This is a genomic window from Allobosea sp. GW821-FHT12C12 (genome assembly GCF_058807355.1).
In genome coordinates this window covers 156702-182934 of the sequence record NZ_JBXAQP010000009.1, presented here as the reverse complement: position 1 = coordinate 182934, position 26233 = coordinate 156702, and the positions used below count along the sequence as shown (strand labels likewise).

Below are 26233 nucleotides of genomic sequence, written 5' to 3'. Positions count from 1 at the left end.
CCGGCAGCCGGAACATTTCGGATGATGGCGTGTTTGCGGCAGGCTGACCTGGCCGCGGCGCGACGGCGGAAGAGGCGCGGCGTGAGAGGGTCCCGGCGGATGGCGTTTCTGAAGCGGATCACGGGCATGGCCGGCGCGGCCGTTGCGCTTGGCTACGCTTACGACGCCGTCTCGCGTCGCTTCCTGCGCGGCCGGCGCGAGGAGGAGCGCGGACGCACGGCCGGCGCTCCCTGGCAGATGACCTGGCTCGGCTGGAAGGATGTCCTGCTGCGCTTCGCCGACAACGTCATCGACAACCGGCTGATGTCGCTGGCCGGCGCGGTCGCCTTCTTCACGCTGCTGTCGCTGGTGCCGGCGCTCTCGCTCTTCGTCACGGTCTACCGCTACTTCACCGACCCGCTGACGATCGCGGGCCAGTTGGACAGCCTGACGCTGTTCTTTCCGGACGCCGCGCGCGACCTGATCCGCGAGCAGGCGGTCAGGCTGGCGACACAGGACATGTCGACGCTCTCGCTGACCTTCCTGATCAGCTTCCTCGTCGCCGCCTGGAGCGCGAACGCCGCCGTGAAGGCGGTCTTCGACGCGCTCAACATCATCTATCGCGAGCGCGAGAAGCGCAGCTTCATCGCTCTCAACGCCATCTCGCTGATGATGACGATCAGCGGCGTCGCCCTGCTCAGCGCGGCCCTCATCATCATCGCGAGCGTCCCGGTGATCTCGGCGCTGTTTCCGGCCGCCTTCGAGCTGGAGCGGCTGCTGCGGCTGGTGCGCTGGCCGAGTTTCTTCATCGTCGCGGCCATGTCGATCGCCTTCCTGTACTGGATCGGTCCGAGCCGCCACCCTGCGCGCTTCATCTGGGTGATGCCAGGCGCGATCGCGGCGGCGGTTTTCTGGGCGGCGGCGTCCTTCGCCTTCTCCTGGTATGTCGGCACGTTGGGAAACTACACGGCGGCCTATGGCTCGCTCTCGACGGTGGTCGTCTTCATGACCTGGCTCTGGCTTTCGGCGACGATCGTGCTGGCAGGCGCCGAACTCAACGCCCAGCTGGAATACCAGACCGCGCGCGACACGACGCTCGGCCAGCCCAAGCCGATCGGCCTGCGCGGCGCGACCATGGCCGACACGATCGGCCCGCCGGTCGCGGACCGCGACTGATGCTCGATCACGATACGACCCGCCAGACCGACCTGCGCAGCGGACGGAGCCCTTGGCTCGCAGGCCCGCCGCGACCTCCGGGAACGAGCATCGATACGGACATCCGCTGCGATGTCGTCATCGTCGGCGGCGGCATCACCGGCGCTCTCATGGCCGAGCACCTGACGGGGCTCGGCCGGAAGATCGTGCTGGTCGATCGCGAGCGCGAGGGCTTCGGCAGCACGGCGGCCTCGACCGCCATGCTGCAATGGGAGATCGACAAGTCGCTGGAACATCTCACGGGGTTCTACGGCTTCGAGAAGGCGGCCGACGTCTACCGCCGCAGCTTTCGCGCCGTCGACGGGTTGCGCGAGCTGATCGCAAGCCTCGGGATCGACGCCGGCTTCCTGGCCCGCGACAGCGTCTATCTCGCCGCCGGCGACGTCGGGCTGGCCGAGCTGCGAACCGAATCGGCGCTGCGCGAAAAGGCCGGCCTGCCGGGAGCGGTGCTCGACCAGGCCGGCCTGCTGACGCGGCTCGGGCTCGACCGGGAGGGCGCGATCGTCTCGCCCGGTTCGGCCGAGGCCGATCCGCTCAGCCTCTGCCACAACCTGCTGTCGATTGCGATGAAGCGCGGCGCGAGGCTGGTTCGCGACGAGGCGGTCGCCTTCTCCGGCGAAGGCCGGGCGGCGCTGGTCCAGCTCGCCGGCGGGCGGACGATCGAGGCCGGCCATGCCGTTCTGGCGACGGGCTATGTCATGCCTGACTGCGTGAAGACCGACCTGCACCGCGTCGCCTCGTCCTGGGCGATCGCGACGCTTCCGCAGGGCCCCCAGGCGCTCTGGCCCGGCCCGGCGCTCGTCTGGGAGGCCTCGGAGGACTACGCCTATTGCCGCACCACGCGCGACGGCCGCATCGTCATCGGCGGCGAGGACGAGGAGGACGATGACGCCGAGCGCCGGGAGCGTCTCCAGCCCGAGAAGGCGCGGGCCCTGCTGAAGAGGCTCGGCGCGCTCATGCCCCGCGCGGAACTCTCGCTCGGTCACAGCTGGTCCGGCGCCTTCGGCCAGACCGGCGACGGGCTGCCGCTGATCGGACGGGTGCCGGGCCATGCGCGCCTGCTGGCGGCCTATGGCTATGGCGGCAACGGCATCACCTTCAGCTTCCTCGCCTCGCGCCTGCTCGGCGCGCTGATCCACGGCCATGAGCGCGACTGGTTCCGCCAATTCGCGATAGACAGACCTGACCCGACGCGTCCCTGATCCGGCGCGGTTGCGTTGTTGCAAGCGTGAATTTGCCGGTATCGGGGGCGACATCGGGACGGGGACGCGCCATCTCCCCGGGCAGGCGGCCACGCAGGCCGCGTTTCACGCGGAGGCTGCCATGCTTGCGGTCCAGGATACCAGACCCGTCGCGCTCGAGGCCCATGATGCGCCGTTCCATATCGGCGCGGTGACGCTGCGGGTCGACGATCTCCCCGGACTGACGGCTTTCTACCGCGATGCGATCGGCCTCGGCGTCATCGCCCAGGATGCCGGGACCGCGACGCTCGGCGTCGACGGCGTCGCGCTGGTCAGGCTGGTCGAGGGCGGCTCGCGGCCGCGTTCGCCGGCCGGCCTGTTCCATCTGGCGATCCTGCTGCCCTCGCGCGCCGCGCTCGCCGACTGGGTCGGCCACGCGGCGGCGGCGCGCATTCCGCTGGAGGGCGCGTCGGACCATCTCGTCAGCGAGGCGCTCTATCTCTCCGATCCCGAGGGCAACGGCATCGAGATCTATCGCGACCGGCCGCGCTCCGACTGGCCGCGCCGCGACGGCGCGATCAGGATGGCGACGGAGCGGCTCGATCTCGACGCGCTGGCGCGCGAGAGCACGGGCGGAACCTGTGCCGGCATGCCCGCCGGCACGCGCATGGGCCATATCCATCTGCGCGTCGGCGACACGGCAGAGGCGGAGGCGTTCTATCAGGGCAAGCTCGGCTTCGACGTGATGGTGCATTATCCCGGCGCGAGCTTCCTCTCCAGCGGCGGCTACCACCACCACATCGCCGGCAATGTCTGGGGCAGCCGCGGCGCGGGCGCGCGGCAGGCGGGCGAGCTCGGGCTCGATCGGTTCGAGCTGGTGGCGCGGGATGCGGGCGAGTTCGAGACGATGCGGGAGCGCATCCTCGGCGCTGGCGGCGAGGTCGGTCCCGATGGTCCGACCGTTGCAGACCCATGGGGAAGCCGGCTCGTGCTGAAGGCCTGATCTCAGCGGGTCAGCAGATGGTGCGGGTTTCGCTGCCGCCGGCGCGCTCGAAGCCGAGCGCATCCCGGAACCCAGCCGCCCGCGCATCGGCTGCCCGCAGCGAAAGACGCGGCGCAAGCGCAAGCCCCTGTTGAATCACGGCGATGGCGAGCACGCGCCCGACGCCGCCGCCCCGCTCGCCCTGCCCGACATAGACATGCCGCAGTCGAACGAGGTCGGGCGCGGGATCATGAGGGTCCGCCGTCAGGCCGCCGACGGCTGCGAGCCTGCCTTCGCTGAAAGCCGCAAAAAGAACCGGCGGATCGCCCGCGCCCTCATAGTCGCCGCGCGCAAATTCGGCGGCCAGACGATCCAGGAAAGCATAGCCCTCCGCGCTGGCCTCCTGCCGCAGCGCCTCGAAATCGTCCGGCAGGCTCCCGCTCAGCCGGACGATCTGGACTGCTGCGCTCAAAGCCCCTCGAACAGCGCGCTCGAAATGTAGCGCTCGGCGAAGGAGGGGACGATCACCACGATCGTCTTGCCGGCGTTCTCCGGCCGTGCACCGACCTCGAGCGCCGCCGCGACCGCCGCGCCCGACGAGATGCCGGCGGGGATGCCCTCCGACTTCGCCAGCGCCCGCGCCGTCTCGAAGGAGGTCTGGTTGCCGACGGTTACGACCTCGTCGATCACCGAACGGTCGAGGATGCCGGGGACGAAGCCCGCGCCGATGCCCTGGATCTTGTGCGGTCCGGGCGAGCCGCCCGACAGCACCGGCGAATCCTCCGGCTCGACCGCGATGATCTTCACGCCGGGCTTGCGCCCCTTGAGCACCTGTCCGACGCCGGTGATCGTGCCGCCGGTGCCGACGCCCGCGACGAAGATGTCGACCTTGCCCTGCGTGTCGTTCCAGATCTCCTCGGCCGTGGTCTGGCGATGGATCTCGGGGTTGGCCGGGTTCTCGAACTGCTGCGGGATGATCGCGCCCGGGATCCCGGCCTTGAGCTCCTCGGCCCGGGCGACCGCGCCGCGCATGCCGCCGGGGCCGGGCGTCAGCTCGAGTTCGGCGCCGAGCAGCGCCAGCATCTTGCGCCGCTCCAGCGACATCGTCTCCGGCATCACCAGGATCAGACGGTAGCCGCGCGCGGCGGCGGCGAAAGCGAGCGCGATGCCGGTGTTGCCAGAGGTCGGCTCGATCAGCGTGCCGCCGGGCTTCAGCGCGCCGGACGCCTCCAGCGCGTCGATCATGTGGACGCCGATGCGGTCCTTGACGCTGGAGATCGGGTTGAAGAATTCGAGCTTGGCCAGGATCGTGGCCCTGACGCCGCGTTTCGCCGGCAGGCGGTTCAGCCTCACCAGCGGGGTGTCGCCGATCGTGTCGGTGATCGACTCGTAGACGCGGCCGCGGCCGGGCGTCCTGGTCGGGGCGGGATGGAGCTTGCGAACGGCCTCGGTCATCGGATCCTCCTTGAGAAGCGTCTGATGCGAGGCAACGCTAGTCGAATTCACAGGCGCTGTCGATAAAACTAATAATATACAGTTTCATATCGTAAAATCAGCATTCGCATCCGGACCGTCGAGAACCTTCGCCTCCCCGGCCCGCCGGCACAGCTCCGCGACCGTGACGCCGTCGAGCGTCGCGAGAAAGGCCTGCGAGGCCTGCTCCACCTGCGGGCCGATGACGTTGTCGACCAGCCGCGAGCGCGGCAGCGGCCCGAGCGCCTCCCCGGCATCGGCGAGCATGGCGGCCCGCGCGATCTCTCCCGCCGTGATGCGCCGCCTCTCGCGCGCCAGCTCGTAGCCGCCGCGCGGGCCGCGCACGCCCTTCAGGATGCCGGCCTTGACCAGCGCCTGCAGCAGCGTCTCCAGATGGCGCGGCGGCAGGTCGTGACGCGCCGCCAGGAGCTTGGCCGCGACGGGTGTCGGGCGGGCATGCAGCGCGACATCGACCACGGCGGCGATGGCGAGCAAGGAGCGCCGCGAGAGCGGGATCATGGCCGGACCGCCTTCACGCTTGTCTCAGCGCTTGCCTTGCCGCCGGCGACGCCGGTCGAGCCGAAGCCGCCGGTCCCGCGCCCGGTCTCGTCGAGCGCGTCGACCTCGCTCAGCGTGGCCCGCGTCACGGGCGCGAGCACGAACTGGGCGATCCGGTCGCCGCGCCTGACGCCGAAAGGGACCGGGCCGTGATTGATCAGGACGACCTTCACCTCGCCGCGATAGTCGCTGTCGATCGTTCCGGGCGCGTTCAGGATCGTGACGCCGTGCTTCGCCGCGAGTCCGGAGCGCGGCCGGACCTGCCCCTCGAAGCCGGCCGGTATCCGCAGGCTCAGGCCCGTCGGCACGAGCGCGCTCGCGCCCGACGCCAGCGTCAGCACCTCGCCCTCGACCAGCGCCGCGCGCAAATCCATACCGGCCGCGCCTTCGCTTTCATAGGCCGGGAGCGACAGGCCTTCGCCATGCGGCAGCCGCGCGACGGCTATGACGACGGGCGCGCTCACGACGTCGCCAGCCCGGCGAGATGGGCGACGAGCCGGGCGGCGACCTCGGACTTCGGCAGCGTCGGCCAGGTCTCCACGCCGTCGCGCGAAACCAGATGGACGGTGTTGCTCTCGCCGCCCATCACGCCGGTCCCGCCGACATCGTTGGCGACGATCAGGTCGCAGCCCTTGCGGTCGAGCTTGGCGCGGGCATGGTCTAAGACGTTCTCGGTCTCGGCCGCGAAGCCGACGACGTGCGCTGGTCGGCCCGTCTTCAGCGCGGCGACGGTGGCGAGGATGTCGGGATTCTCGACCAGGGAGAGCGCCGGCGTGCCGGCCGCCGCCTTCTTCATCTTCTCGGGCGCGGCGTCCGCCACGCGCCAGTCGGCGACGGCCGCCGCGAAGATCGCGATGTCGGCGGGCAATGCCGTCCGCACGGCGGCGAGCATCTCGCGCGCCGATTCGACATGGATCGTGCTCACGCCGGCCGGATCGGGAATCGCGACCGGGCCGGAGACCAGCGTCACCTGCGCACCGGCGGCGGCGGCCGCGGCCGCGATGGCATGGCCCTGCTTGCCGGACGAGCGGTTGGCGATGTAGCGCACCGGGTCGATCGGCTCATGCGTCGGCCCGGAGGTGACCAGCACGCGCTTGCCGGCCAGCGGCTTCGAGGCGGCTCCGCCGGGAAGCCGGCCTAGGAAGCCGGTGGCGCGCGGCGCGGCCGGATCATGGGCGAGAGCCCGCTCGATCGCCGCCAGGATTTCCATCGGCTCGGCCATGCGGCCGGGCCCGCTCTCGCCGCGCTCGGCCATCGCGCCGCTATTGGGGCCGACGACGAGCGCGCCATCCGCCGCGAGTTGCGCCATGTTGCGCCGCGTCGCGGGATGCTCCCACATTCTCGGGTTCATCGCGGGCGCGATCAGCACGCGCTTGTCGGTCGCGAGCAGCGCGGTCGTGGCGAGGTCGACGGCCATGCCCGTCGCCATTTTTGCGATCATGTCGGCGGTGGCCGGCGCGACGACCAGGAGGTCGGTCGAGCGCGACAGCGCGATATGGCCGATATCGGCCTCGTCGGTCAGCGAGAACAGGTCGGTGAAGCAGCGCTCGCCGGCCAGCGCCGAGACCGAGAGCGGCGTCACGAACTGTTCGCCCGCCTTGGTCAGGATCACGCGCGACGAAATCCCGCGATCCTTCAGCCGCCGGATCAGCTCCAGGCATTTATAGGCGGCGATGCCGCCGCCGATGATCAGCAGGATGGAGCGGGAGGCGGACAAGGCAGGCTCCGGAACGAGGGCGTCGTTACCTAGCATCGCGGAGGCCGGCCTGTCATGGGGGAGCCCTGCCGGCGGGAGACGCCCGCCTTGCGCTCCACGCCATTGCGCCTGGCCGCCGGCTCTGGTCCTCTCCGGTCCTGTTTCGCCGGAGGACCCAACCCCATGCTCACCCGCAATCTCGGCCGCTCGGGCCTGCGCGTCTCGCTCGTCGGCCTCGGCTGCAACAATTTCGGCGGGCGGATCGATCTCGAGGCGACGCGCAAGGTCGTCGATGCGGCGATCGCGCACGGCATCACCCTGTTCGACACGGCCGACATCTATGGCGAGCGAGGCGGCTCGGAGACGGCGCTCGGCGAGGTGCTCGGCGCGCGCCGCAAGCAGATCGTGCTCGCGTCCAAATTCGGCATGGAGATGGATTCAGAAGGCGTCAGGAAGGGCGGTTCGCGCCGTTACGTCATGCAGGCGGTCGAGGATTCGCTGCGCCGCCTGAAGACCGACTGGCTCGACCTCTACCAGCTCCACCGGCCCGACGCGCTGACGCCGATCGAGGAGACCCTGCGCGCGCTCGACGATCTCGTCCGGCAGGGCAAGGTCCGCTATGTCGGCTGCTCCAACGTCGTCGCCTGGCAGGTCGCCGACGCGGCCTGGACGGCGCGCGATCTCGGCATCCCGGGCTTCGTCTCGGCCCAGGACGAGTACAGCCTGCTGGTGCGCGGGGCGGAGAAGGACCTGATTCCGGCCGCGCGGCATTACGGCATGGGCCTCCTGCCCTATTTCCCGCTCGCCAACGGCGCGCTGACCGGAAAGTACCGCCGCGACGCGCCGATGCCCGAGGGCGCCCGCCTGACCAAGCTGCCGCAGCGCGCCGGGCAGATCTTCTCCGAGACGAACTGGACCAGGATCGAGGCGCTGACGGACTTCGCCGAGGCGCGCGGCAAGACGCTGGTCGAGCTCGCCTTCTCCTGGCTGGCGGCGCAACCCGTCGTCTCCAGCGTGATCGCCGGCGCGACGAAACCCGAGCAGATCGCGGCCAACGTCAAGGCGGCCGAATGGGCCCTGACGCCGGAGGATCTGGCCGCGATCGACGCGATCACGGCCTGAGGCGTCCAATATCTTCTTCATCCCGAGGAGCGCCGAAGGCAGGTCCCGAAGGATGCTCCAGAGCTGGACGATCCCGCGAGACGCCGCTGCGCGGCTCGTCAGGATGAGGCCGTTCTTCGTCGGGCCGGTCAAATCAACAAAAAAGGGAGACCGTTTCCGGTCTCCCCCAATGCCGCATCTCCCGAGCTGGTCCGGATCAGACCTTCGGCGGAGGCACCGCGATCTGCTGCCAGAAGGTCGGATCGGCGGGGGCGAATTTGTGCTTGATCGCCCATTCGTACCAGTTGTCGACCACGGTGCCGGTGAGCAGGATGCCGATGCCGCCGGTCAGCGTGGTCAGCACCGCGAACCACCAGGCCCAGCGATGGATCGACTCCATCGTGGCGTTGAAGCCCATGGTCCAGCGCCAGAACAGGGCAGCGCGCTCCGAGGCCGTGCCGCGATCGACGATCTGCTCGATCTCGCGGTCGCCGCCATAGCGGGAGACGGCCAGGATCGTCGCGCCGTGCATGGCGAAGAGCAGGGCCGAGCCGTAAAGGAACGCGATCGAGAGCGCGTGGAACGGATTGTAGAACAGGTTGCCGTAGCGCAGCGAGAAGTTCTGCGTCCAGTCGAGATGCGGGAAGATGCCGAAGGGCACCGCCTCGCTCCATGACCCCATCAGCAGCGGCCGGATGAAGCCGAGCACGAGATAGAGGAAGATCGCCGAGGCGAAGGCCCATGCGACATGCGTGCCCATGCCCAAGGCGCGGGCCCGGTTATAGGTGCGCACCCACCAGAGCAGGATCGAGGTGGTCAGGAAGAAGCCGGCGATCAGCCACCAGCCGCCCTCCTGCAGCGGCGGCAGGATTTTCAGGCCGTGCTGGGGCAGCGGCGCCGCGAGCTGGAGCCAGAAGAACTCGCGCACGAAGCGCGTCGGGCTCCAGCCGACCGAGGCCAGCATGTTGAGGCCGATGATCTCGATCGCGATGATGCCGCAGACGATCGAGGTGACGCCGGTCCAGCCGAGATAGACCGGGCCGATCTGCGCGTCGCCGATCAGGCCGAACAGATTATAGGTCTTGGTCGCGCTTCCGCGCCGCGTGCCGCGGCCTGGTATCGGCACGCCGAGATCCGGCGCGCCATGGATCTGAACCCGGGTGAAGATGTTCTGATAGGTTGCCATCGCCTTGATCCTTGGACAGACGGATGTCGCGTCGGGTTTCGGGGCGCCGCGCTGCGATCAGCGCCGCCAGATCGTGAAATGCTTCGAGAGATCCCACCACTCGGCCCAGCCTTCGCTCCAGTAGGGACCACTGATGATCATGGTGACCGCGCTCCAGAACACCGCCTGCAGCGCCAGGAACAGGCCGAGCCGGTGGATGCCCAGCGTGCCGATCGAATAGCCGATCGTGTCGCGGAAAAAGGTGTTCTCGTGCTCGGGCGTCTTCACCGGCTCGCCGCGCTTGGGGTTGACCGCCGAGAGGATCAGGCCGCCATGCAGCGAGAGCGCCAGCGCCGTGGTGAAGAAGAAGCTCACCGCGATCATATGCGCCGGGTTGTAGTGGAACTGCAGGTATTGATAGCCGACGTTCGAGACCCATTCGAGATGGCTGAAGATGCCGTAGGGAAAGGCGTAGCCCCAGGCGCCGAGCAGCATCGGCCTGAAGACCACCAGCGTCATATAGGCCAGGATGGCGAAGCCGAAGGCGAAGGGCACGTGATAGCCGATGCCGAGCTTGCGGCAGATCTCGACCTCGCGCAGCGCCCAGGAGATGAACGAGCCCAAGGCGCAGATCGTGATGATCTGCCAGAGGCCGCCCTCGTTCATCGGCGCGAGCCTGAGGCCGTATTTGACGTCGGGCGGGGCGATCGAGATCAGCCAGGGGTTCCAGGTCGGCCCGATGGCCGCGCCATAGAGGATGAGCGCGGTGCCGAGCGCGGCGAAGAACGCCGTCGCGACGCCGAAGAATCCGACATAGAAGGGCCCGATCCAGAAATCGAAGAGGTCGCCCCCGATCAGGGTCCCGCCCCTGACGCGATATTTACGTTCGAAATTGAGCAAGGCCATGGTCGCATCCTCCGCGAGCGCATGCCTGGCCGGCCGCGCATCGTTTCAAACGGTTGATCTTTCGCGGTTTCAGGTCGGATCGGCGGACGGGGTCGCGCGCAGGGCGCGCTGTCCTCGTCCGCCAGTGTCGTCACCGATTTCGTCAACCGATGCGCCGGATCACCACATCCGAGGCCGGAGCCTCGATCTGCAGCGCCGCAGCGGCCTTCTTCGGGCCTTCGATCCAGTTGAACCTGTTCGTGGAGAGCAGGATGAAATGGATCAGGATGGCGAGCCCGAACAGGAAGGTGAAGAGAGCGATCAGCGTGCGACGCGGATCGAACAACAGCCAGATTTTCCACATGATGGTCCGCTCCTCGTCACGAGATCAGGGATACGGCGGCCGTGACGGCCGTCCGTACGCCTTCATCGAGGGACGCATACCCGTTGGGACCGGGCAGCCAGGGCCGCCACGACCACACCAGGAAATGCGCGATCACGGCGATGACCGTGAAAGCGATGAAGCTCGTGATGAAGAAGCCGTGGAATTCCTGGGCTTCCGCTTCGGTCAATCCTGACAGCGAGTCTCTCTCTGTCATGATCTGTCCTTTCGTCTGGCCTTGCGGCCGTTACCGCACGGGTCCCGTGCGGCTGGGCGCCGGTCTTTGACCTCCGGCTTTCCCCCGTCCGGCGAACCGGGCGGGAGCTCGCGTCCTTCAGCGTCCAGAGCCTCAGCCCATGAACATGAAGGGAATCGTGGCGTAGGCGCTGGCGCGCGCCTCCGCGTAAAGCGAGAGCCGCCGGCTGGCCGGGGCTGGCCGCACCAGCCGGCGAACCAGCGTCGCGACGAGGAAGACCGGCATCGACGCCACGACGAGACGACGGCACATCCGGCGGTCGGCGGCGGACTTCGCATGCCGCGACGGGCCGTCTCCGGAATGGCGCGCCGAGAACTGCATGGTCATGGGTTTGTCTCCCCTTCTGCAAGGCGTTGCGGACCGTCGCCGGGGCGCGGCCCGGCCGGATCGAAATGACGAGCGAGGGGGCTCATGCGAGAGCTCCCTCGCGGGATCCGGCGGCGTCGAGATGGCCGGTCGTGACGCGCTCGTCGCCGTCACGGCGGGCGCGGGATTCGGCGGCGTCGCGCATGCGCTTGGCGGCCGAGATGCGCACCAGCACGGGCTGCTTTTCGAGGATGGCGTCGAGCATCGCCTTGGCCTCGTCCGACCAGGGCAGCTCGCGATGCAGCCGCGACGGCGTCGCCTCGACCGCGTCCATCTGGGCGCCGAGCGGCAGGATGTGGAAGAGCGCGTCGAACAGCGCGTTGCAGACCTCCTGGACGAGGTAGGTCGCGCCGGAATAACCCATGAACGGCGTGCCGGTGTGCCGGCGGATCACCGCCCCGGGGAAGGAGGCCGGGATATAGACGCCGCGCCCGCCGGCCTCGGCCATGTACATGCGCTCGTTGAACGAGCCGAACAGGACCAGCGGCGGCTTCTCCTTCAGCGAGGCGCGCACCGCGTCGTTGTCGGATTTCGTGCCGGCGCGGCGCGAGACGGCGAGCGTGCAGGGCAGGCCCATCTCGTCCTCGAGGAAATGGCGGATGCCGCGGGCGTAGGTCTCGTTGGCGACGATGGCGAAGGAGGCGGTGCCGAAGAAGTCCTGGGTCACCGAGCGCCAGAGATCCCAGAGCGGCTTGATCGTGGTGTGCTTCTCGCGCGCGATGAAGGGCTCGGGATCGAGACCCAGGAGCTCGCCGAGAGAGCGCAGGAAGGCGGTGGTCGAATGCAGGCCGATCGGCGCCTGCAGATAGGGCCGGTCGAGCGCCTCGCAGAGCAGCCGGCCATATTCGCGATAGAGGCAGACATTGACCTCGGCGTCGGCCAGTCGCTGCACTTCCGCCAGATGCGAGCCGAGCGGGAAGGTCATGTGGACCTCGGCGCCGATGCCCTCGATCAGGCGCCTGACCTCGGCGAGGTCGGAGGGCATGTTGAACATGCCATAGGCCGGGCCGACGATGTTGACCTTGGGCCGGGCGCCCTCCTTGCGGGGCTTGGGCCTGGGCACGATGCCGCGCTTGGCGCCGTATTCGCTCCAGAGCCAGAACAGCGCCCGGTCGGCGCATTGCCACTGGTCCTCGTCGATGGTGCGCGGCAGGAAGCGCTGGATGTTGGCGCCTTCGGGCGTGACGCCGCCGCCGATCATCTCGGCGATCGAGCCCGTCACCACGACGCTCGGCAGATGCGGATCGAGCACCGCATTGGCGCGCTTCATCGCGCCCTCGGTGCCGTGCTGGCCGAGTTCCTCCTCGGCGAGGCCGGTCACCACGATCGGCAGCTCGTGCGGCGGCAGGCCGTCGGTGTAGTGCAGCACCGAGGTCACCGGCAGGTTCTCGCAGCCCACGGGTCCGTCGATGACCACCTGGAGGCCCTTGATGGCGCAGAAGACGTAGACCGCCCCCCAATAGCCGCCGGCGCGATCGTGATCCTGGATCAGCATCACGGGATCTCCTCGGCGATCGCCCTGGCCTTGGCGGCGCGTCTGGCGAATTTCTCGCGGAAGTCCGGATGCAGTTTCGGCGTGTCCTGCCAGGTGCCCGCGGTGTCGCCCTCGCCGACCCCGGCGAAGAACGCCTTCATCGCGTCCATGCGGCTCCTGTTGCCTATCGCCGAGTTGACGACCTGGGCGAGCGAGCCGGCGCCGGCCGGCCCGAACAGCGGCCGGGCCGAGATCAGGTTGGTGAAATAGAGCCCCGGAATGCCGAGCTGCTTGGCCTTCTGGACCACCGGCGTCGTGCCGATGGCGAGATCGGGCCGGAACTCGGCCATGGCGGCGAGATCCTGCTCCAGCGTGGCGCGGTAGTTGACCATCACGCCCTTGGAGGCGAGCCAGTCGCGGTCGGCCTCCGACCAAGGCGTGCGCGGGCAGGCGGTGCCGACATAGCGGAGGTCGGCCCCGCTCTCGACCAGCAGGCGCGCGACCAGCAGTTCCGAGCCCTCATAGCCCGAGAGCGTGATCCGGCCCCTGATCGGCATGGTCGCAAGCGCGCCCCTGATCGCCGGCAGCAGCTTGTTCTGCGCCGATTCGACCAGCGGGCCCGCCACGCCGCAGGCATCGCCGATCGCCTTGAGCCAGGCCGCCGCGCCGTCGACGCCGACCGGGCCGGAGCCGACGACCGTGCGGCCGGCCCCCTCGAATTCGCGGATGGAGGCCGTGTAGAACGGATGGATCGCCGCGACCGCGGCGCAGTCGAGCGCGGCATAGAGCTCGCGCCATTCGCGCGTCGGCACGACGGGACCGGCGGCCAGCCCCAGCGGCTCCAGCATCATGCCGATGCCGACGGGATCGGCCGGGAACATCTCGCCGAGCAGCGTCACGGTCGGGCGCTGGGCCTTGCCGGCGCGCGGAGCCTGGACCGGGCCGGCCTCGGCTTCCTTGCGGGCATAGGCCAGCATCGCTCCGGCAAGCACATCCTTGGCCTCGGCATGGGTCGGCACGCCGAAGCCCGGCACGTCGATGCCGATGATACGGACGCCGTTGATCTCCTTCGGCAGCAGCCGCAGCGGCACACCCGAGGCGGAGGGCACGCAGAGATTGGTGATGACGATGGTGTCGTAGAGCGCGGGATCCGCGAGCTTGAACACCGCCTCGCGGATGTCCTCGAACAGCTTGCCGGTGACCAGCGTCTCCGAATTGAACGGGACATAGCCGACCGAGCGACGCGCGCCGTAGAAATGCGAAGTGAAGGTCAGGCCATAAACGCAGCAGGCGGAGCCCGAGAGAACGGTCGCGGTGCGGCGCATACGCAGGCCGACCCTAAGCGAGCCGAAGGCTGGGCACATGCTCTGCGGCTTGTCGTGCGGGCCGACGGGATAATCGCGCGCGAAGCGCTCCAGCATCTCGCCGTTGCCGGCGCTCGCCGCGGCGGCCCGCAGCGCGTCCTTGCCGGAATGGCAGCCGAGCCCATCGCCTTGCGTCGCCGCCGCGTTGATCGCGGGGGCGGAGGCAGCGCCGGGCACAGGCTGGTGGATCGTCATCGCCGCCTCAGACCGCGTCGTAGACGACTTCGAGAGAGGCCTTCCTGGCGGCCGACGGCCCGCACATGTCCTCCATCGTCGCCGGCTCGAGCACGAAATCGGCCCCGGTCGTCTCCTTGGAGAACAGGCAGAGCAGGCCGTCCTGCGTCAGCGGGGTCGGCCGCATCGGCGGCGATTCGGCGACGTTGAGGCCGAGCTCCTCGAACAGCGGCGCCCAGACGTCGCCCGGACGGCCGACGATCTGGTAGTTGGCGCTCTTGCGGCGGATGTCGTCATTGGCGGGAATCGCGGCCAGCACCGGGATGCCGACCTTGTCGCAGAAGGCCCGCGCCTCGCCGGTGCCGTCGTCCTTGTTGATGACCATGCCGGCGACGCCGACATTGCCGCCGAGCTTGCGGAAATACTCGACCGCCGAGCAGACATTGTTGGCGACGTAGAGGCTCTGCAGGTCGTTGGAGCCGACGACGATGACTTTCTGGCACATGTCGCGGGCGATCGGCAGGCCGAAGCCGCCGCAGACCACGTCGCCGAGGAAGTCGAGCAGGACGAAGTCGAAGCCCCAGTCGTGGAAGCCGAGCTTTTCCAGCAGCTCGAAGCCGTGGATGATGCCGCGCCCGCCGCAGCCGCGCCCGACCTCGGGGCCGCCGAGCTCCATGGCGTAGACGCCGTCGCGCTTGAAGCAGACATCGCCGATCCGGACCTCCTCGCCGGCGGCCTTCTTGCGCGAGGAGGTTTCGATGATGGTCGGGCAGGCCTTGCCGCCGAACAGCAGCGAGGTGGTGTCGGATTTCGGATCGCAGCCGATCAGCAGCACCTTCTTGCCCTGCTGGGCCATCATGTAGCTGAGATTGGCCAGCGTGAACGACTTGCCGATGCCGCCCTTGCCGTAGATCGCGATGATCTGGGTTTCCTTGGTCGGCGCGGTCGTGACGATTTCGGCTTCAGGCCGCGCCGCCTCCTCGCGCAGGCGCGCGGCCATGGCGGCGGCGGGAGAGGGGATCGGATTTCTGATCTGGATGTTCACGAGCAGGCTCTCCAGTCCAGGATCATCTTCAGGCAGAGCGGGTCGCCGAAGGCGGTGCGGTAGGCTTGCGGAGCGTCGTTGGCGGCGGCGCTGTGGGTGATCAGCCCGTCGAGCGAGAGCCGGCCCTCGGTCAGCAGCGCCTGCACGGCGTCGAGGTCGGCCGGCTTCCATTCGGCGGCGATGCGCAGGCGCGCCTCGCGCATGAAGGCGGGCGGGAAGGCGAAGGAAATCGGCTGGTCGTAGAAGCCGGCGAGCACGATCTCGCCGCCCGGCGCGAGCCGCCCGATCAGCGTGTCGAGCAGCGCGGCGTCGCCGCTGACGTCGCAGATCGCGCGATAGTCCTCGCGGCTGTCGGCCCCTGGCGAGACGACGGCGTAGCCCTCCGCCCCGGCAGCCCGCAGCGGATTGCTCTCCCACACCACCGGCGCGCCGCCATGGGCGACCGCGATGCGGGCGAGCAGGCGGCCGAGCACGCCATGTCCGATGATGAGATCCGGCAGGGCGTGGCCCGCCAGGGCATGCTGCGCGGTCGCGGCCAAGGCCAGCAGCACGCCGGCCTGGCCGAGATGATCGGGGATCGCCACAGCCTTGGCGCCGGGCACGACGAGACGGGAGGAGGCGCCGCCGAACAGCCCGCGCGCATCCTTGAAGCCGCGCGAACCCGGCACGAAGACGCGCGTGCCGATCTCGTGGCCGGACTTCGCGCCCGCCTGCGTCACGCGGCCGACCGATTCGTAGCCGGGAACCAGCGGATAGCCCATGCCCGGAAAAGGCGGCATGCGGCCCGACCAGAGCAGGCGCTCGGTGCCGGTCGAGATGCCGCTCCATTCGGTGGCGACCACGACATCCTCCGCGCCGGGCGAAACCAGTTCGAGCCGGCGAAGCGCCAGATGTTCGGGTTTCTCGACGAGGACGGCCAGCGCTTGCATCGGAGCACTCTTGAGGCCGGGTCTCCGCCGCGAAGTCGGCCCCTGCCACCCGACTGTCAGGTTAGATCAACAATCTTGGATGTCAATTTGAACTTACACTTATCCTGTCAGGCCGCGTGGGCGCTGAGCGCGCCGGTCAGGAGCGGCCGGCGGGTGCGCAGCGCGCGGATCTCGGAAAAGCCCGCTTCAGCCAGGAATTGCGTCAGCTCGGCCGGCGTGCGGGCCCGGCCCGACCCCATGGCCAGCAGGTAGAAGCCGAAATAGGCGTCCGCCATGCGCGCCGTGCCGGGCGTGCCAGCCATGGGCTCGGCGATCAGCAGCGCGGCGTCCGGCGGCATCGCGCGGCGCAGGCGAGCGAGCAGCGCGCGCACCGCGTCGTCGTCATGGTCGTGCAGCACCCGGACCAGCGTGTAGAGGTCGGCGTCGCCCGGCGGCGTATCGCGATGCATGTCTCCGCCGATGGCTCGGGCGCGACTCGCCAGCCCCTTCTCGGCGAAGCGCACGCTGGCCCGCTCGGCCACGGCCGGGAGGTCGAACACCGTCAGGGCGAGGTCCGGCGCATGCTGGGCCACGACGCTGAGGAACGCGCCCTCGCCGCCGCCGATATCGACGACGCGGCGGTGGCGGTGAAAATCGTAAGCAGCGACGATGTCGTCGGCGACGAGGTGCTGCGAGCCCGCCATCAGGGCGCTGTAGGCGGCGACGTCCTGTGGCGGCGCGTTCGCCGGGTCGCTCGCCCGCGCATAGCTCCAGAAGCGCGACAGTTGCGTCGGCTGCGCCTGGCCGCGCAGCAGCGCCAGCGGATCGGCGAGATCGGCATAGAGCATATGGTGATGCGCGATCATCGCGCCGACGCCGGGATTGCCGGCCAGCGCCGCGCCGAGCATGGCGAGGCCGTAGCGCCCGCCGTAGCGCGGCTCGACGAGCCTGAGCGCGGCCGCCGCCTTCAGGAGCCGCCCGGCGGCGTCGGGCGTCATCGCGAGGCGCGGCGCGAGTTCGGCCGGCGTCAGCGGGGCCGGCTCGAGGATCGCGAACAGGTCGAGCCTCACGCACGCCGCCAGCACCTGGGCATAGACGAAGCCGGCGCAGAGATCGAACAGCGCCTGCGACTGCCGCTCGGCGATCGGCCGCGTCAGCGGAAAGGCGGCGGCGAAGCGCTGAAAGCGCGGCGTGGCGACGAGGCGGTTGCGGAGAGAGGCGATACGGTCGGCCCATGACGGGGCGCTCGACGGCGATGCCCGCAAAGCCCCTTCCCCGTGTGGGCAGGGCTTGGGGTGGGGGGCGTCCCGCCTGGTGAGCGCGTGAAGAATGGATCGCCTCCCGGATAGCTCCTGGCAAAAGACGACTCGCGAGGTCGTTCGCCCCACCCCAGCCCCTCCCGCCAGGGGGAGGGACTTAGGGCAGTGCTCCTCGGCGAACTTACGCCGCCCGGCGCTGCAGCCCCTCGGGCAGAAAGCTCTTCGCGGTCAGGCCGATCAGCGTGCCGAGCTCGCTCCGCCCGGGACAGGCCGGGATCGAGGCGATCGCCTCCAGCACCAGTTCGTCGAGATGGGCGATCGCCGGGCCGAGCCCATGCGCCAGCGCGTGGTTGGGACGCAGGTGCGCCGCGTCCTGGCCGCAGGGCTTGCCGAGTTCTTCGGGTGTCGCCGCCACGTCGCGGATGTCGTCGGCGATCTGAAAAGCCTCGCCGAGTTTTTCGCCGAGACCGCGCCAGTCGTGATGGGGCACGCCCGCCGCGGCCGCGCCTGCCATGGTCGCGCCGGCGAAGAGCGCGCCGGTCTTGGCCTGATGGTAGAGCGAGCAGTCGATCGCCGGTTCCGATTCCCAGGCCTGGCCGGCGACGATGCCGCCCCGGCTGCCGACGGCCCCGCCGACGACGCGGATCAGCGCGCCAAGCCGCTGCGGCTGGCGCGCGGAGGCCTCGGCCAACGTCTCGAAGGCGAGCACGATCAGCGCGTCGCCGGCGAGCACGGCGATCGGCTCGCCATAGGCCTTGTGCACCGAGGCCTTGCCGCGCCGGATGTCGGCGTCGTCGAAGCAGGGCAGATCGTCATGGACGAGCGAGGCGCAGTGCAGGAACTCGATCGCGGCCGCGGCCGCATTGGCCAGCTCCGGCTGGCTGTCGCCGCAGGCCTTGGCCACCGCCAGCGTCAGGCGCGGCCTGATCCGGGCGCCGCCGGGAAAGACCGCGTAGCGCATGGCATTGGCGAGAAGCGGCGGACAGTCACGATGTCCGGAGGCCTGCAAGGCCGCGGTCAGGGTCTGTTCGATGCGTGCGCCCGCGTCCATCGCCGTCTCCCCCGCGAATGATCGTTCTTTCAAACTGTCATTCCATGTGTAAAGTAGATTGGACAGTCGGGATTGGGAAGTCAATCCGGAAAGGCGCGGGCCGTCCTTGCGGGCGCAAGGACGGTGAGAGGACTGAGTCGGGATGGCCAGGCAGCGCATCGTGGTGATCGGCGCCGGCATGGGCGGGCTCGTCGCGACGCTGCTGCTCGCGGCCAAGGGCTTCGAGGTCACGCTGGTCGAGAAGGAGGACCAGCCCGGCGGCAAGATGCGCGAGGTCCTGGTCGACCATCGCAAGCTCGATGCGGGGCCGACGGTGCTGACCATGCGCTGGGTCTTCGACAGGATCCTGGCCGAGATCGGCGAGGCGCTCGACGCGCATCTGACGCTGACGCCGGCCAGGATCCTGGCCCGGCACGCCTGGAGCGGGGACGAGCGGCTCGATCTCTTCGCCGACCGCAAGGTTTCCGCCGACGCCATCGCCGCCTTCGCCGGCCCGGCCGAGGGGCGCAACTACCTCGCCTTCTGCGAACGGGCGCGCGGCATCCACGATGCGCTGAAGGATTCGTTCATGGCGCGCGAGCGCCCGAGTCCGCTCGACCTCGTCCAGCAGGCGGGATTTGGCGGGCTCGGCAAGCTCTGGTCGACGAGCCCTTTCGCGACCTTGTGGGACGCGCTCGGAAAAGCCTTCACGGACCAGCGCCTGCGCCAGCTCTTCGGCCGCTACGCCACCTATTGCGGCTCCTCGCCGTTCGCGGCGCCCGCGACGCTGATGCTCGTCGCCCATGTCGAGCAGGAGGGCGTCTGGACGGTCGATGGCGGCATGCACGGGCTGGCGCGGGCGCTGGCCGGGCTCGCCGCCGCCAGGGGCGCGCGGCTGATCTACGGCAGGACGGTCACCGAGATCGTCGTCGCCGGAGGCCGCGCGGCGGGCGTGCATCTGGGCGACGGCGAGACGCTGTTCTGCGACGCCGTCCTCAGCAACGCCGACGTCAACGCCATCGCGTCCGGCCGCTTCGGACCCGATGCCGCCGCCTTCGCGCCGGCGATCAAGCCGTCCGACCGCTCGCTCTCGGCCGTGACCTGGTCGGCGGTGGCGCGGACCTCGGGATTCCCGCTGCACCGGCACAACGTCTTCTTCTCGCGCGACTATCGCGCCGAGTTCGACGCCATCTTCAAGCGCGGCCGGCTGCCGGCCGAGCCGACGATCTATGTCTGCGCGCAGGACCGCCAGGAAGCGGACGCTACATCGACAGGGCCGCCGCCGGCCGGCGCCGAGCGCCTGCTGATCCTCGTCAACGCCCCGCCCACCGGCGACCACGGCCCCCTGCCTTCCACGGAGATCGCGCAATGCCTGGATACGACCCTGTCGCGGCTGGCCGCCTGCGGGCTGACGGTCAAGCTCCAGCACGATCACGTCCTGACGACTCAAGCCTGCGACTGGGAGAAGCGCTTCCCGGCGACGGGCGGCGCGCTCTACGGCCGGGCGACGCATGGCGCGATGGCGAGCTTCGCCCGACCGGGCTCGCGCTCGCGCCTGCCGGGGCTGTACTGGGCGGGGGGCTCGGTCCATCCGGGGCCGGGCGTCCCGATGGCGGCCCTGTCGGGGCTTATCGCGGCGCAGGCGCTGCTGGCGGACCGCGCTTCGACGTAGCCGTGCCGCCGGGCGGCTATGTCTGGTGGTATGTCGATGCGCTGAGCGATGACGGCCGCCACGGCCTCGGCATCATCGCCTTCATCGGCAGCGTCTTTTCGCCTTACTATGCGCGGGCGCGGCGACGTGGCCCGGCCGACCCGCTGAACCACTGCGCGCTCAACGTCGCGCTCTACGGGCCGGGCGTCGGGCGCTGGACCATGACCGAGCGCGGCCGCCGGCATGTCGCGGTCGCGCCGGAGCGCTTCACCGTCGGCCCGAGCGCTTTGCACTGGGGCGGCGGGACCCTGACCATCGCGATCGACGAGATCGGCATGCCGCTGCCGATCCCTCGGCGGGTGCGCGGCACGGTCCGCGTCCGGCCGCAGGCGATCACCGACCATGTCGTGACGCTGAATCCTGTCGGCAACCATTGCTGGTGGCCGATCGCGCCGCTCTCGACCGTCGAGGTCGATCTGGAAGAGCCCGATCTGCGCTGGCGGGGGCCGGGCTATCTCGACATGAACCGGGGCGACGCCCCGATCGCGGACGGATTTCGCGACTGGCACTGGTCGCGCGCGCTCACGCGCGAGGGCGCGTCCGTGCTCTATGGCGGCACGCGCCGCGACGGCTCGGCCTTCGACTATGGCTGGCGCTTCGACCAGCACGGCAGGACGGGCGCGTTCCCGCCGCCGCCGGTCGCGCCCTTGCGCAAGAGCGGCTGGCGGATCGCGCGCGAGACGCGCGGCGATGCGGGCCGCCCGGCGGAGCTCGTCGAGACGCTGGAGGATACGCCGTTCTATGCGCGCTCGCTGGTGCGGACGCATCTCGATGGCGAGGCGGTGACCGCGATGCATGAAAGCCTCTCGCTCGACCGCTTCAGGAGCCCGGTCGTCCAGGCGATGCTGCCCTTCCGCATGCCGCGCCGGCGTTGAAGCGCGACCGATCAGCCCGACGCATGGCGGCCGCGACTTACTTCGACTTGAAGCGCGCCCGCCTGTGCTGACACCATGGCGGACACGCCGCCTCAGCGCAGGATGATGACCCCATGACCGCCGCCGCACGCATCGAGCCCGCCAGCGCGCTCGTCCTGCCGAGCTATACGGACGTCGAGACCGCCGCCGGCCGGATCAGAGGCGTCGCCCATCACACGCCGGCGCTGACCTCGCGCACCGCCGACGGGCGCACCGGCGCGAGCCTCGTCTTCAAGCCCGAGAACCTGCAGCGCATGGGCGCCTTCAAGTTCCGCGGCGGCTACAACGCCATCTCGGCGCTCTCGCCCGAACAGAAGAAGGCCGGGGTGCTGACCTACTCCTCCGGCAACCACGCCCAGGCGATCGCGTTGTCCGGCCAGCTTCTCGGCGTGCCGACGACGATCATCATGCCGGAGGACGCGCCCACCGCCAAGGTCGCGGCGACCAGGGGCTATGGCGGCGAGGTCGTGTTCTACGACCGCTACAGCCAGGACCGGCTCGAGATCGGCAACCGCATCGCGGCCGAGCGCGGGCTTGCGCTGATCCCGCCCTACGACCATCCCGACGTCATCGCCGGCCAGGGCACGGCGACCAAGGAGCTGATCGAGGACGCCGGCCCGTTCGACATCCTCCTGGTCTGCCTCGGCGGCGGCGGGCTGCTTTCGGGCGCCGCGCTCGCGGCCAAGGCGCTGAACCCGGCGTGCCAAGTCTATGGCGTCGAGCCGGAGGCCGGCAATGACGGCCAGCAATCCTTCCGCTCGGGCAAGATCGTGAAGATCGCGGTGCCCAAGACCATCGCCGACGGCGCGCAGACCTCCTTCCTCGGCGACTACACCTTCCCGATCATCCAGGCGCTGGTCGAGGACATCCTGACCGTCAGCGACGCGCAACTGGTCGAGGCCATGCGCTTCTTCGCCGAGCGCATGAAGCTCGTGGTCGAGCCGACCGGCTGCCTCGCGGCGGCGGCGGCCTTTTCCGGGGCCGTCCCGGTCAGGGGCAAGCGCGTCGGCGTCATCATCAGCGGCGGCAATGTCGATCTGGCGAGTTTCGCCCGGTTCATCGCCTGAGCGCGCGTCCAAACGTCATCGGAGCCGCAATCGGCCGTTGACGCCGGGCGGATCAGCGACTATAGCCCAGCCTCTCGCGATGCCGGGCGAAAGCCCAGGTCAGCGCACCCGCATTTCCATATGGTAGCGGTCGGTCCTCGCCGGGCATGAAAGCCCGGGCGTCCGACCACGATGACGACGAGGATCTTTCCGATGGCCAATACGACGTCGGCGAAAAAGGCCACGCGCAAGATCGCGCGTCGCACCGAGGTCAACAAGGCGCGCCGGTCGCGGATGCGCACCTTCCTGCGCAAGGTCGAGGAGGCGATCGCCTCCGGCGACCAGAGCGCCGCCGCCGCCGCTCTCAAGGCCGCCCAGCCGGAGATCATGCGCGCCGCCCAGAAGGGCGTGGTCCACAAGAACACCGCCTCCCGCAAGGTCTCGCGCCTGTCGGCCCGGGTCGGCGCTCTCGGCGCCTGATCACGGGCCGTTCCCGACCGCGATTTCAGGGATGTCGAACCCGGCCGAGAGGCCGGGTTTTTCGTTGGCTGACGATCTCGCTGTTGCATTCGGGCAACGCTGCCGAAATGTCCGAATCGCAAGCTCTGGCAAGTCGATTTCGCAATCTTTCCACGGCTTTGCGCGCTTGACTCTTGGTCGCCTCTCAGGGTCGGAAAATCGGCCTGGCAGCCATTTTGGCCGCGCATCAAAAGCCTATATTTTTCATCAATTTAGCAGGCAAAGCACTTGGCGGGCCGGAATCCCGCGGACTCTTCGGGCGGCCGGAGGGCGTCTTCAAAAAAAAGATTTGGGGCCTCTCAAAAGCCGGCTTGGTGAAGAAAATCTTAAGTTCCCCAACCAATTGCAACCGGCCTGCCGGTAGGTCATCCCGGGTCGCTTCGGGGGTGACTCCGGGAAGCCGGCCCGCAGGCATATTGCGCCCGTTCGAGAGCGACCTGTAAGGTCTTTTCATCGCCGACCGGACAGCAATGGCCGCCGGGGATTTCCGAAAGATGATTGGCGTTTTGGCTCGCGACCTAGGGGGGTTGGAGGTGCTGTGCTTTGTCTTGTTGACCTGAGACGAGGTGCGGTTCCGCCTGCGGCGAGCAGTCTAGCGTAATCGAAGACATCGGGGACGGGCAACCCGCGCGGCTGAGGCCGTCGCGCGGATGGGTCCGGCATTTCAACCGGCCAACAGCGCCGGCGGGGCGGTCATGCGCGATCGTCCCCGTCGAAGCGCGCCAGATTTTGGAAGATGGGGCAGACCAATGTTCGAACGGCAGGATACGACCGAGGCGATCGCGGCAGCGGCGGCTCCCGTGACTCTGGTGGCGGAGCTGCCGCTGCTGGGACCCGGCGGCGACGGCGACGAGGAGCCCAGGCCTGTCTCGATCGCGGAGGCCTGGGAGCGGGTGCGCCGGCGCCTGCGGGCCGAGCTCGGCGAGGACGTCTTCTCGAGCTGGTTCGCCCGTGTCGAGATCGGCGCGATCGTCGACGGCGTGGCCTATCTGACGGTGCCGACCCGTTTCCTGAAGAGCTGGCTCGAGGCGCATTACGCCGAGCGGCTGCGGGTCAACTGCATGGCCGAACTGGCCGGACTCAACGGCATCGTGCTCTCGGTGCGCCAGGTGGCGCGCGAGGCGAGTCCCAATACGATCCGCGAGACGGGCGCTCCGCAACGCCCCCGCGCCACGCCCGTCGCTGCCGGCGCCGCTCCGGCCGCCGCGCAGAGCCCTGTCGACAAGATGGCCGCCTCGGCCGGCGAGGCCGATCTCGTCGACGCCTGCGGCACGCTGCTCGACCGGCGCATGACCTTCGAGAGCTTCATCGTCGGCAAGTCGAACCAGCTCGCCTTCGCCGCCGCGGAGCGGATCGCGGCAGCGCCGGCCGGCCAGTCGCCGTATAACCCGCTCTATCTCCATGCCGGCGTCGGCCTCGGCAAGACCCATCTGCTGCAGGCGATCGCCCAGGAGGCCCGCCGTCAGGGCAAGCGCGTCGCCTATTTCACGGCCGACCGCTTCATGTACGGCTTCGTGGCGGCGCTCAAGGCGCAGACCGCGCTCGCCTTCAAGGAGAAGCTGCGCGGCATCGACCTGCTCGTCGTCGACGACGTCCAGTTCATCCAGGGCCGCTCGATCCAGCAGGAGTTCGGCCACACCATCAACGCGCTGATCGACGCCGGCAAGCAGATCGTCGTCGCCGGCGACCGGCTCGCCAACGATCTGGAGACGCTCGACGAGCGCATCCGCTCGCGGCTCGGCGGCGGGCTCGTGGTCGAGGTCGGCGATCTCGACGAGGAACTGCGCGCCAGGATCATCGGCGCGCGGCTGGCCGCGCTCCAGGCGACCCATGCCAATTTCCACGTCAACCCGGACGTCGTGAGCTATGTCGCCCGCGTCGTCGCCACCAACGGCCGCGATCTCGACGGCGCCGCCAACCGCCTGCTGGCGCATGCGACGCTGTCGGGCCAGCCCGTCACGCTTGAGACGGCCGAGGCCGCGATCCGCGATCTCGTCCGCACCCGCGAGCCGCGCCGCGTCAAGATCGAGGAGATCCAGAAGCTCGTCGCCTCGCGCTACAATGTCAGCCGGGCCGACATCCTGTCGGAGCGGCGCACCGCCGCTGTGGTCAAGCCGCGCCAGATCGCGATGTATCTCGCCAAGGCGCTGACGCCGCGCTCCCTGCCCGAGATCGGCCGCCGCTTCGGCGGACGCGACCACACCACGGTTCTGCACGCCGTGCGCAAGATCGAGAAGGCGATCAGCGAGGACCGCTCGCTGCATGACGAGGTCGATCTTTTGAAGCGCATGCTGCAGGAGTAAGACCGCGACGAGGGCTGTGCGCGGCGCGCTCTGCGCCCTTGCGCCGCCAGACGCCCTCCGGCAATGTCTGCGGCCACTCCGCCGCCCGCGCGACCGCGCGGGCGCAAGCCACGCCAGAAGACGATTGCTATGAAGGTCACGGTCGAACGTTCCACGCTGCTGAAGTCGCTGGGCCACGTGCATCGCGTGGTGGAGCGCCGCAACACGATCCCGATCCTCTCCAATCTGCTGCTCGGCGCCACCGATGGCGGTCTCAGGCTGAAGGCGACCGACCTCGACATCGAGGTGGTCGAGACGGCGCCGGCCGATGTCGCGGAATCCGGCGCGACCACGGTGCCGGCGCATACGCTCTACGACATCGTGCGCAAGCTGCCCGACGGCGCGCAGGTCTCGCTGGAGACCACCGGCGACACCGGCCTCGTGCTGCGCTCCGGGCGCTCGCGCTTCCAGCTCCAGACCCTGCCGGAGAGCGATTTCCCCGACATCACCGCCGGCGAGATGGCGCACAGCTTCAGGCTGGCGGCGGGCGAGCTGAAGCGGCTGATCGACAAGACCCAGTTCGCGATCTCGACCGAGGAGACGCGCTACTATCTCAACGGCATCTATCTGCATGCGATCGAGGTCGAGGGCCGCAGCCTCTTGCGCGCCGTCGCGACCGACGGACACCGCCTCGCCCGCGTGGATACCGCCGCCCCGCAGGGCGCCGCCGGAATGCCGGGCGTGATCGTGCCGCGCAAGGCGGTCGCCGAGATCCAGAAGCTGCTGGAGGATGGCGACAGCGAGGTCTCGGTCGAGCTCTCCGCCACCAAGATCCGCATCGCGGCCCAGGCCGTGGTGCTGACCTCCAAGCTGATCGACGGCACCTTCCCCGACTATCAGCGCGTCATTCCCAGCGGCAACGACAAGCTGCTCACCGTCGACAAGGGCGATTTCGCGGCCTCCGTCGACCGCGTCTCGACGATCTCGTCCGAGCGCGGCCGCGCCGTGAAGCTGTCCATGGCCGATGGCCGGATGACGCTCTCGGTGACCAATCCCGATTCGGGCTCCGCGACCGAGGAGATCGAGGTCGATTACGCTGCGAGCCCGCTCGATATCGGCTTCAACGCGCGCTACCTGATGGATATCGCAGCCCAGCTCGACGGCGACACCGCCCTGCTCAAGCTCGCCGATCCGGGCTCGCCGACCGTGATCCAGGACCGCGAGGGAGCGTCGGCGCTCTATGTGCTGATGCCGATGCGCGTCTAGGC

At 69.4% G+C, this 26233-nt stretch carries 26 protein-coding genes; 10 read left to right on the top strand and 16 right to left on the bottom strand.

The genetic code is table 11. The annotated features are described in order from the left end of the window. Window positions 1-99: 99 nt before the first annotated feature. The 3 genes from AC1RRW_RS14810 (at window position 100) to AC1RRW_RS14800 (ending at window position 3378) form a co-directional block, all read left to right on the top strand. On the top strand, window positions 100-1155 hold the full coding sequence (locus AC1RRW_RS14810; protein ID WP_492901538.1) for a YihY/virulence factor BrkB family protein: 1056 nt from the start codon (window positions 100-102) through the stop codon (window positions 1153-1155). Continuing rightward, complete coding sequence (locus AC1RRW_RS14805) at window positions 1155-2396, top strand: NAD(P)/FAD-dependent oxidoreductase (RefSeq protein ID WP_492901537.1); 1242 nt, start codon at window positions 1155-1157, stop codon at window positions 2394-2396. The genes AC1RRW_RS14810 and AC1RRW_RS14805 overlap by 1 nt, the downstream gene beginning before the upstream one ends. Window positions 2397-2517: 121 nt before the next feature. Next, a complete protein-coding gene (locus tag AC1RRW_RS14800; protein ID WP_492901536.1) occupies window positions 2518-3378 on the top strand; it encodes a VOC family protein in 861 nt (286 codons plus the stop codon). Between the two features lie 10 nt (window positions 3379-3388). Here the strand turns inward: AC1RRW_RS14800 and AC1RRW_RS14795 are convergent, their stop codons facing one another. The 5 genes from AC1RRW_RS14795 to coaBC form a co-directional block, all read right to left on the bottom strand. Next, window positions 3389-3829 carry a GNAT family N-acetyltransferase gene (locus AC1RRW_RS14795; protein ID WP_492901535.1) on the bottom strand — a complete coding sequence of 147 codons (441 nt, stop codon included), beginning with the start codon at window positions 3827-3829 and terminating at the stop codon, window positions 3389-3391. Next, complete coding sequence (gene cysK, locus AC1RRW_RS14790; protein ID WP_492901534.1) at window positions 3826-4812, bottom strand: cysteine synthase A; 987 nt, start codon at window positions 4810-4812, stop codon at window positions 3826-3828. The genes AC1RRW_RS14795 and cysK overlap by 4 nt, the downstream gene beginning before the upstream one ends. An 84-nt stretch (window positions 4813-4896) precedes the next feature. Beyond that, window positions 4897-5349: an RrF2 family transcriptional regulator gene (locus AC1RRW_RS14785; protein ID WP_492901533.1), complete on the bottom strand. Its 453-nt coding sequence runs from the start codon at window positions 5347-5349 to the stop codon at window positions 4897-4899. Further along, window positions 5346-5852, bottom strand: a complete 507-nt coding sequence (gene dut / locus AC1RRW_RS14780) for a dUTP diphosphatase (RefSeq protein WP_492901532.1) — start codon at window positions 5850-5852, stop codon at window positions 5346-5348. The genes AC1RRW_RS14785 and dut overlap by 4 nt, the downstream gene beginning before the upstream one ends. Further along, window positions 5849-7141, bottom strand: a complete 1293-nt coding sequence (gene coaBC, locus AC1RRW_RS14775; RefSeq protein ID WP_492901531.1) for a bifunctional phosphopantothenoylcysteine decarboxylase/phosphopantothenate--cysteine ligase CoaBC — start codon at window positions 7139-7141, stop codon at window positions 5849-5851. The genes dut and coaBC overlap by 4 nt, the downstream gene beginning before the upstream one ends. A 126-nt stretch (window positions 7142-7267) precedes the next feature. Here coaBC and AC1RRW_RS14770 point away from each other — a divergent pair, with 126 nt between their 5' ends. Further along, a complete protein-coding gene (locus tag AC1RRW_RS14770) occupies window positions 7268-8206 on the top strand; it encodes an aldo/keto reductase (protein ID WP_492901530.1) in 939 nt (312 codons plus the stop codon). A 196-nt stretch (window positions 8207-8402) separates the two neighbouring features. On the opposite strand, the gene pufM is transcribed toward AC1RRW_RS14770, so the two are convergent. The 11 genes from pufM to AC1RRW_RS14715 all read right to left on the bottom strand — a co-directional run bounded on the left by pufM (window position 8403) and on the right by AC1RRW_RS14715 (window position 18514). Further along, the gene (pufM, locus tag AC1RRW_RS14765) at window positions 8403-9371 is read right to left on the bottom strand and encodes a photosynthetic reaction center subunit M (RefSeq protein ID WP_492901529.1); all 969 of its coding nucleotides are present in this window, start codon (window positions 9369-9371) and stop codon (window positions 8403-8405) included. 57 nt (window positions 9372-9428) lie between these two features. Then, window positions 9429-10256, bottom strand: coding sequence for a photosynthetic reaction center subunit L (gene pufL / locus AC1RRW_RS14760; protein WP_492901528.1), 828 nt, complete (start codon window positions 10254-10256; stop codon window positions 9429-9431). A 142-nt stretch (window positions 10257-10398) separates the two neighbouring features. Further along, window positions 10399-10599 (bottom strand): light-harvesting antenna LH1, alpha subunit, encoded by a 201-nt coding sequence (gene pufA, locus AC1RRW_RS14755; RefSeq protein WP_492901527.1) that lies wholly within the window; start codon window positions 10597-10599, stop codon window positions 10399-10401. A gap of 16 nt (window positions 10600-10615) precedes the next feature. Next, window positions 10616-10834, bottom strand: coding sequence for a light-harvesting antenna LH1, beta subunit (gene pufB, locus AC1RRW_RS14750; protein ID WP_492901526.1), 219 nt, complete (start codon window positions 10832-10834; stop codon window positions 10616-10618). 132 nt (window positions 10835-10966) lie between these two features. Further along, entirely contained in the window at window positions 10967-11200 is a 234-nt protein-coding gene (locus AC1RRW_RS14745; RefSeq protein WP_492901525.1) for a hypothetical protein, read from the bottom strand. Window positions 11201-11282: 82 nt separating this feature from the next. After that, window positions 11283-12734: a chlorophyllide a reductase subunit Z gene (gene bchZ, locus AC1RRW_RS14740; protein WP_492901524.1), complete on the bottom strand. Its 1452-nt coding sequence runs from the start codon at window positions 12732-12734 to the stop codon at window positions 11283-11285. Continuing rightward, window positions 12734-14272 (bottom strand): chlorophyllide a reductase subunit Y, encoded by a 1539-nt coding sequence (bchY, locus tag AC1RRW_RS14735; RefSeq protein ID WP_492901523.1) that lies wholly within the window; start codon window positions 14270-14272, stop codon window positions 12734-12736. Before bchY ends, bchZ begins: the two co-directional genes overlap by 1 nt. A 7-nt stretch (window positions 14273-14279) precedes the next feature. Further along, window positions 14280-15251 (bottom strand): chlorophyllide a reductase iron protein subunit X, encoded by a 972-nt coding sequence (locus tag AC1RRW_RS14730; protein ID WP_492901585.1) that lies wholly within the window; start codon window positions 15249-15251, stop codon window positions 14280-14282. A gap of 41 nt (window positions 15252-15292) precedes the next feature. Beyond that, window positions 15293-16225, bottom strand: a complete 933-nt coding sequence (gene bchC / locus AC1RRW_RS14725) for a chlorophyll synthesis pathway protein BchC (protein ID WP_492901522.1) — start codon at window positions 16223-16225, stop codon at window positions 15293-15295. A gap of 107 nt (window positions 16226-16332) precedes the next feature. Beyond that, the gene (locus AC1RRW_RS14720; RefSeq protein WP_492901521.1) at window positions 16333-17469 is read right to left on the bottom strand and encodes a methyltransferase; all 1137 of its coding nucleotides are present in this window, start codon (window positions 17467-17469) and stop codon (window positions 16333-16335) included. A gap of 175 nt (window positions 17470-17644) precedes the next feature. Continuing rightward, complete coding sequence (locus tag AC1RRW_RS14715) at window positions 17645-18514, bottom strand: polyprenyl synthetase family protein (RefSeq protein WP_492901520.1); 870 nt, start codon at window positions 18512-18514, stop codon at window positions 17645-17647. Between the two features lie 142 nt (window positions 18515-18656). Between AC1RRW_RS14715 and crtD the strand changes: the two genes are divergently transcribed. The 6 genes from crtD (at window position 18657) to dnaN (ending at window position 26231) form a co-directional block, all read left to right on the top strand. Continuing rightward, complete coding sequence (gene crtD, locus AC1RRW_RS14710) at window positions 18657-20165, top strand: 1-hydroxycarotenoid 3,4-desaturase CrtD (RefSeq protein WP_492901519.1); 1509 nt, start codon at window positions 18657-18659, stop codon at window positions 20163-20165. 2 nt (window positions 20166-20167) lie between these two features. Then, the gene (locus tag AC1RRW_RS14705) at window positions 20168-21079 is read left to right on the top strand and encodes a carotenoid 1,2-hydratase (protein ID WP_492901518.1); all 912 of its coding nucleotides are present in this window, start codon (window positions 20168-20170) and stop codon (window positions 21077-21079) included. 113 nt (window positions 21080-21192) lie between these two features. Continuing rightward, complete coding sequence (locus tag AC1RRW_RS14700; protein ID WP_492901517.1) at window positions 21193-22185, top strand: threo-3-hydroxy-L-aspartate ammonia-lyase; 993 nt, start codon at window positions 21193-21195, stop codon at window positions 22183-22185. A gap of 192 nt (window positions 22186-22377) precedes the next feature. After that, window positions 22378-22644, top strand: a complete 267-nt coding sequence (gene rpsT, locus AC1RRW_RS14695; protein WP_492901516.1) for a 30S ribosomal protein S20 — start codon at window positions 22378-22380, stop codon at window positions 22642-22644. 788 nt (window positions 22645-23432) lie between these two features. Continuing rightward, complete coding sequence (gene dnaA / locus AC1RRW_RS14690; RefSeq protein WP_492901515.1) at window positions 23433-24986, top strand: chromosomal replication initiator protein DnaA; 1554 nt, start codon at window positions 23433-23435, stop codon at window positions 24984-24986. 129 nt (window positions 24987-25115) lie between these two features. Next, window positions 25116-26231: a DNA polymerase III subunit beta gene (gene dnaN, locus AC1RRW_RS14685; protein ID WP_492901514.1), complete on the top strand. Its 1116-nt coding sequence runs from the start codon at window positions 25116-25118 to the stop codon at window positions 26229-26231. Window positions 26232-26233 lie beyond the last annotated feature (2 nt).